At 37.4% G+C, this 7061-nt stretch carries 5 protein-coding genes; 3 read left to right on the top strand and 2 right to left on the bottom strand.

Translation table 11 applies throughout. The features are described from left to right. Nucleotides 1–62: 62 nt before the first annotated feature. The gene (cysB, locus tag D1094_RS18015; protein WP_118961488.1) at nucleotides 63–1037 is read right to left on the bottom strand and encodes an HTH-type transcriptional regulator CysB; all 975 of its coding nucleotides are present in this window, start codon (nucleotides 1035–1037) and stop codon (nucleotides 63–65) included. A 311-nt stretch (nucleotides 1038–1348) separates the two neighbouring features. Between cysB and D1094_RS18010 the strand changes: the two genes are divergently transcribed. Then, on the top strand, nucleotides 1349–2119 hold the full coding sequence (locus D1094_RS18010) for a hypothetical protein (protein WP_118961487.1): 771 nt from the start codon (nucleotides 1349–1351) through the stop codon (nucleotides 2117–2119). A 70-nt stretch (nucleotides 2120–2189) separates the two neighbouring features. Then, on the top strand, nucleotides 2190–2567 hold the full coding sequence (locus D1094_RS18005; protein ID WP_259338002.1) for a ribosome recycling factor family protein: 378 nt from the start codon (nucleotides 2190–2192) through the stop codon (nucleotides 2565–2567). A gap of 76 nt (nucleotides 2568–2643) precedes the next feature. Here D1094_RS18005 and topA read toward each other — a convergent pair whose 3' ends face one another. Then, on the bottom strand, nucleotides 2644–5313 hold the full coding sequence (gene topA / locus D1094_RS18000; RefSeq protein ID WP_118961486.1) for a type I DNA topoisomerase: 2670 nt from the start codon (nucleotides 5311–5313) through the stop codon (nucleotides 2644–2646). A 418-nt stretch (nucleotides 5314–5731) separates the two neighbouring features. Between topA and D1094_RS17995 the strand changes: the two genes are divergently transcribed. Beyond that, a complete protein-coding gene (locus D1094_RS17995) occupies nucleotides 5732–6832 on the top strand; it encodes an arginase family protein (RefSeq protein WP_118961485.1) in 1101 nt (366 codons plus the stop codon). The last annotated feature ends 229 nt before the right edge of the window (nucleotides 6833–7061 follow it).

Genomic DNA, 7061 nt, shown 5'->3' with positions numbered 1-7061 from the left:
AGACCTTAGTCTGCTTTTCTAATTTAACCTCAGTTCGAGTTAATTTACCTTTACAACATTTTTTAGCGTGTTGGTAAATCAATATCCTTAAGCAACTCATCAACTTCATGATTATTTTTTAACAGCATCGCCCTAGTAACAATATCTTTAGTTAGATGCGGGGCAAAACGTTCAATAAAGTCATACATGTAACCACGTAAGAAACTACCACGTCTAAAGCCTATTTTTGTTGTACTTGATTTGAATAAATGGCTGGCATCTATCACGACTAAGTCACTATCAATTCGTTCATCAATAGCCATAGTGGCAATAACACCAACACCAACCCCTAATCTCACATAAGTTTTAATCACATCAGCATCTGTCGCGGTAAAGGCTATCTTAGGCTCAGCACCAGCAGCATCAAATGCGGCATCTAGTTCAGAGCGCCCTGTAAAACCAAACACATAGGTTACTAAGGAATATTTAGCAATATCTTCAATGGTAATGTTTTGTATTTTCGCTAAAGGGTGATCTGGACGTACGATAATACTGCGATTCCAATGGTAACAAGGCAACATGACTAAATCGTTATACAAATGTAATGATTCAGTCGCTATGGCAAAGTCAGCGTCACCTTTTGCCGCAGAGTCACTTATCTGAGCAGGTGTACCTTGAGACATTTGAAGAGAGACTTTGTTATATTTTTTTACAAAACCTTGAATAACTTCAGGCAAAGCATATCTTGCTTGTGTATGGGTTGTCGCTATTCTTAATTTGCCTTCATCTGGTTGAGTGTGCTCTCTTGCAACTGCTTTTATACCTTCAACTTTTGATAAAATCTGAGTAGCAATATTAATAACATCTTGTCCAGCTGAAGTAACATGCGTTAGATGTTTACCACTGCGACCAAAAATTTGAATACCAAGCTCATCTTCTAACATGCGTACTTGTTTAGAAATACCCGGCTGAGAAGTAAATAAACTCTCAGCAGTAGCTGAGACATTTAGGTTGTTATTTAACACTTCTACAATGTAGCGTAATTGTTGCAATTTCATATTCAGGACTTAAAAACAGCTTTTTTATGCCAAAATAATATACTTAATTAAACATTTATTCCATATTAATTTTCAATTTTCGTAAATATTTTTCAACATATCACCAACTTTTCTTTCATAACATTTAAATCTAAATTATGCTTTTATTGATAACAAGATGAATTAACGTAAAAATATGACAAGATATCACTTTTTTATCGGATAAAATGTAACTAGCGCTATGCTTAACTATACATTTTTTGTAGACTGCAAAGAGTAAATATTATTTACCCTTTAAAATAACAAGTAGAATTAATAAAAGAGTACTTTGAATGATCGCTATTATTGTCGGCTTACTAATTGCCTTAATTGTTTTTGTTGTCGTGGTGAGCTCGATCCAACAACACAAAGAAAAATTAGAGGCGGAAAAACGCGTTAAGGTCTCAAGACAAAAAGCTATCATCGATGAAAACGAAGAATTAATATTACTTTTAGCTAACCTGCCAAATAACCCGAATATAGTCAAAATCCTCAACAGCAGAAGCTTAAATGCAGCTAAAACGATGCAAGAACTTATGCCTGGAGTGAAAGGCATAAAAAATAGAGTACAAGAACTTACTGCACGATTAAAAGCCTCAGAAGAGCTTGCAACGACCCAAGCGGGTAGTGAAGAACAATTTACCTTACCAGACAATGAGCAACAATTAGTTGCGATTCTTCAGTGTATTAAAAAGCTTAGAGTAACTTTAAAATCAGAGCAAACTAAAGGAGCACTTGATGCTCAAACCTTTACTCACGAAGATAAACTACTCGCAGCCATGCAACTAAAAATTAATATAGAAAGTTTAGCGAAACGTGGTGCACAAGCTCATAATAAAGAGATGTTAGGCTCCGCCCGTCAATATTATGAAAAAGCCCTGCAAAGTATTGCTGATAGCCCGTTAAAAACTGACTATGTATTGACACGAAAAGCTGAAATAGAAGAACAACTAGAAGAAATTACTAACGCGTTAAAAAGCACTAACGCAAAAGATGCTGCCAAAAAAGCTAAAAGCGAAGAAGATGAACTTGATATGTTATTTCAACCAAAGAAAAAGTGGTAAAAGGATATATAATTCTATTTTCACTTTTTATATGTATCAATAAGATCATCCCTAATTAAATCTAAATACTGTGACAATCACTCTACCAGATCAAACTATTAATTTACCTTCTTTTCTTAGGCGAAGTTTAAAGGCTTATGCATTAAAAGCTCATATCAGGGAGCTTGGCTGTGAACTTCAACGCATTGGCCGTTCTAGAAATTGGTTTTTAAAGGCTAATTTTGAACAAATACAAGGAGTTATTACTTTTATAGAAGACCAAGGCGAACCTAGCTGGCAATGGTTAGCAAAACTATTACGCGCACAATATTGTCAACTCAGCCACAGTGCACTATTGCTTATAGCAAAACGTATTCCTCAAGTAACCGTAGCAAAACTAGTTACCCAAACAGACTGCACGCTTGCTCAAGCTAGAAGTGTTATTGATGAATTAGAGGGGTTAGATTAATACGGTGTAAATCACTTAAAGTTTACAAAATAAAATAGGTAGCCTAAGCTACCTATTTTAAGTAGACACTTATAAATTAAGACTTCTTAGCGGCTGCTTTTTTCTTCGTTGGTTTTTTCTTTACTGCTTTCTTTTTAGGTAGCTCTTCTACCCACTTGCCATCTATATATTTCGCAGTCCAGCCAGTTGCTTTACCATCAAGCTCAGTCATAACATACTGTTCTTTTGACTTTCGACTGTAACGAACCACTGCTAAATTTCCATCCTGATCTTTTTCAGGTGCATCAGCTAAGTAATAAAACTTACTTGAGATCCTATCTCTAAATTGCTTTAGTTCTGCAACTTTTGGTGCTCTGGTTTCTCTTGAGCGCGGAAAGGTATTTGCGGCTAAAAAGATACCAGCAGCGCCGTCTCTCAGTACAAAGTGAGCATCTGACTTCTCGCAAGGTAACTCAGGCAACTGTACAGGATCTTCCTTAGGTGGCGCCGCTTCACCGTTTGCTAATAGTTTACGCGTGTTCTTACATTCACTGTTAGTACAGTCGAAATACTTCCCAAAGCGACCCGATTTTAACTCCATATCAGATTGGCAACGATCACACTCTAATACCGGGCCATCGTAGCCTTTAATTTTAAAGGTACCCTGCTCAACCTCAATACCATCACAAATAGGGTTATTACCACAAACATGAAGTTTTCGTGTTTCATCAATTAAATAACTGTCCATCGCGGTATTACACTTGCTACAACGATGCATTGCACGTAAAGCTTCAGTTTCTTGGTCTTCAGACAGCACGCTAACCGCTTCCTCACCAGGAGTAAGGTTCATTGTCGTCGTACAGCGCTCTTTAGGAGGCAATGCGTAACCTGAACAACCTAAGAATACACCCGTTGATGCGGTTCTTATGCCCATTTTACGGCTACAGCTAGGACAATCAATATCTGTTAACACTGGATTATTGTTTGGCATACCGCCATCACTAGATTCTTTAGTAGCTAACGCAAGTTTCTTACTGAAATTCTTGTAAAAGTCATCAAGCACGTCTTTCCAGTTAATTTCACCTTCAGCAATGGCATCAAGCTCTTGTTCCATATTTGCAGTAAAATCATAACTCATTAATTTATTAAAGCTAATCGACAAACTGTCCGTCACAATTTCGCCCATCTTCTCGGCATAAAAACGCTTCTTGTCTAACCTAACGTAACCACGATCTTGAATGGTTGAAATGATTGACGCATAAGTTGACGGTCTACCAATTGAACGTTTTTCCAGCTCTTTTACTAATGACGCTTCACCAAACCTTGCTGGTGGTTTAGTAAAATGCTGACTTGGTTCAAGCTTATCTAAGGTTAGTTTTTCGCCAACGCTAAGATCAGGTAAATGCTTATCATCGCCTTTACTTAATTGAGGGTGAACTTTTGTCCAGCCATCAAACTGCATTACACGACCTTTAGCTTTTAAATCAAAATTAGCCGCACTAATCGTTAATGTACTTACCGTGTAACGTGCAGCTGTCATTTGACAGGCTACAAATTGACGCCAGATTAATTCATAAAGCTTTTTAGCATCTGCATCAACACCTTCTAACAGTGCCGCTTCTAATTTCACATTAGACGGGCGGATGGCTTCATGCGCTTCTTGCGCACCTTCTTTTGAGCCATAAACCTTTGCTTTTTCAGGCAAGTAATTGTCACCAAAACTTTTACTAATATAGCCACGACACATTTCTACTGCATCTTTACTTAAATTAGTTGAATCGGTACGCATATAGGTTATATGACCAGCTTCATACAAACGCTGAGCTAAGCCCATTGTACGTTTTACGCCATAACCTAGTTTAGTACTGGCCGCTTGCTGTAATGTTGAAGTAATAAAGGGTGCCGAAGGTGTACTTTTAGAAGGTCTATCTTCGCGTTTACTTACCTGATAATCGGCAGACTTTAAAACAGCTAATGCCTTATTGGTATCAGCTTCATTAGTTGGTTTAAAAGTAGCATTATCTTGATGTGTTACCGCTAACTCTAGTACCTCACCAGTTTTCGCATGGGTGTCTGCTGATACTTCCCAAAACTCTTGCGGATCGAATGCTTTTATTTCTCTTTCACGTTCTACCACAAGTTTAACTGCAACAGATTGTACCCGACCTGCGGATAAGCCTCTTGCAACTTTTTTCCACAATAACGGGCTAACCATAAAGCCAACAACTCGGTCTAAAAATCGACGTGCTTGTTGAGCATTAACACCCGGCATACTTAATTCGCCAGGGGTTGAGAATGCTTGTTTTATTGAGCTTTCAGTAATTTCATTGAAAACAACTCGACGGAATTTTTCATCTTCACCGCCAATGATTTCTTTTAAGTGCCATGCGATTGCTTCTCCCTCGCGATCCAAATCGGTTGCGAGATAGATAGTGTCAGCTTTATCGGCAAGCTTCTTTAACTCTGTTACAACTTTTTCTTTACCTGGTAAAATTTGATAATCTGCTTGCCAATCCTTTTCAGGGTTAATACCCATACGATTAATTAAAGCCTGCTTATCTCGTTTGGCTTTGTACTTTTCTTTAGCAGCTGGTGTCATTTTTCTAACTTCAGCAGGGGACTTAGCCGCTACTTTTTTACCTGTACTACTATGCGGTAAATCACGAACATGACCTACACTCGACTTTACAATAAAGTCTTTCCCTAAATATTTGTTAATTGTCTTAGCTTTGGCTGGGGACTCGACAATAACCAGTGATTTTGCCATAAAAGTTTATAATCCTACGATAAGGCTAAAATTTTTTCTGCTTTTTTATTCAATCAACAATAGTAAGCACTATTTTGCGAGCATATGCGCTGCGCTATTATTTTCATGATAAAAAAGCAGTTTTTGTTATTAAGTACATTGCATAACTATTTATAGGTATATCTATAAATATGCAAACTGACAAGTAAATATTTTAATGCATGCTCGAAGGCATTCACCTATTTCACTGTTTTAGCTATAATAGCTAAAGTCAATTTTCTGCGGCAATCATAATAGACTTTGCCATAAAACATAAAGCGCTTTTTTAATAAACCAGCTAAAAAAAATAAAAAAGGCACAACTTTAGGGAAATTGTTAGTGACGTAAGAAGCATTATTCCTAGACCTTTAAATACTATTCTACAAATTCGAGAACTTTAATGACTAATGATACTAAGCAAAAATTAGAACAATGTTTATGTCCTCCTGGTAATGGCGTTTTCACCGTCAATACAGCTAAAGAGCGTAAAGAGCAGCTCCATCAACGCATCTTTGGCCAATCCACCAATATAGAACATTTATGGAAAGAGTCTTTAAATCAGCTCCCTAGCGCTTCTAACGCGGTTATTCTAGGTATAGCGTCGGATTGTGGTGGTGGTATTTTACGTGGAGCCAATTGGGGACCACTTTTTTTACGTTCTACTTTGATAGAACAATACCCCGATTTAACCGCTTTTGATATGGGCGACGTTAGAGTTATTCCGCACTTACTAGCCGACAAATATTTAAATGATGCAACCATTGCAAATTGTCGTAAAGCATTATACCAAGATGAAGCTAGTACTTATTGTGTTAGTCCACTTAGTATTACTGAAGATGTACTACACGACTTTTATGCCAGTTACCCTGAAAAAGGTATTTTTGGCATTGGTGGCGATCATAGTGTTAGCTACCCGTTAACAAAAGCCTATTTACAAGCTAAAAAGAAACAAGGCAAACGCGCTGCCATTATTCATTTTGATGCCCACACCGATTTATTGGTTGAACGCTTAGGGATTGATTTGTGTTTCGGCTCTTGGTGTACACACATTTTAGATGACTTACATGAAAAACATCACCTTATTCAAGTAGGTATACGTTCAAGTGGCAAGCCTAAAAGCCATTGGGAAGAAACCTTTGGTGTTAAACAACACTGGGCAGATGAAGTTAAAACGCAAGGTGTTGAAAAAACAATAGCCAATATTTTTTCTCAGCTTGAAAACGAAGCCATTGATGAGCTTTATGTAAGCTTTGATATTGATGCAATTGATGACAGCTACGCCAGCGCTACAGGTACACCTGAGCCAGATGGTTTGATGCCAGAAGAAGCTATGAGCATATTAAGAGCACTAGCAGCCCAATACCCAATAACGGGTGCAGATATGATGGAAATAGCCCCTTTTACTGATAGTTCTGGTCGTGGTGAAGAAGCAAGAGATAAAACGTTAACAGTTGGTGCAGAGATTTCTGCCTTCTTACTAAACGAGATGGCAAAAAACTAATTATTTTATGGTATTTAACCGCCCTGCAATTGCAGGTTAAACGGTTTTGATGATAACGCCCGTAGAATGAACTTCTTCGGGCGTTTTTTATATAATTATCTAAAAGCATTTACTTGATTAATGGAACAATAAACTGCTCTAAAACCTTTATTATCGATTTTGATAATTTAAACAAAATCAGCACTTATTCATTTTATTAGGTATAAATTTAAAAAGGCCCCACTTGGAG

Origin of the sequence: Colwellia sp. RSH04 (genome assembly GCF_003545765.1) — a bacterium.
Lineage (GTDB): Bacteria > Pseudomonadota > Gammaproteobacteria > Enterobacterales > Alteromonadaceae > Colwellia.
The sequence above is the reverse complement of the archived record's forward strand: the minus strand, read 5'-3'. Positions and strand labels throughout refer to the sequence as shown.

Excerpts from the sequence above, each read along its gene's own strand:
- topA (WP_118961486.1), bottom strand. The coding sequence starts at position 5,313 with ATGGCAAAATCACTGGTTATTGTCGAGTCCCCAGCCAAAGCTAAGACA.
- D1094_RS17995 (WP_118961485.1), top strand. The coding sequence starts at position 5,732 with ATGACTAATGATACTAAGCAAAAATTAGAACAATGTTTATGTCCTCCT.
- D1094_RS18010 (WP_118961487.1), top strand. The coding sequence starts at position 1,349 with ATGATCGCTATTATTGTCGGCTTACTAATTGCCTTAATTGTTTTTGTT.
- cysB (WP_118961488.1), bottom strand. The coding sequence starts at position 1,037 with ATGAAATTGCAACAATTACGCTACATTGTAGAAGTGTTAAATAACAAC.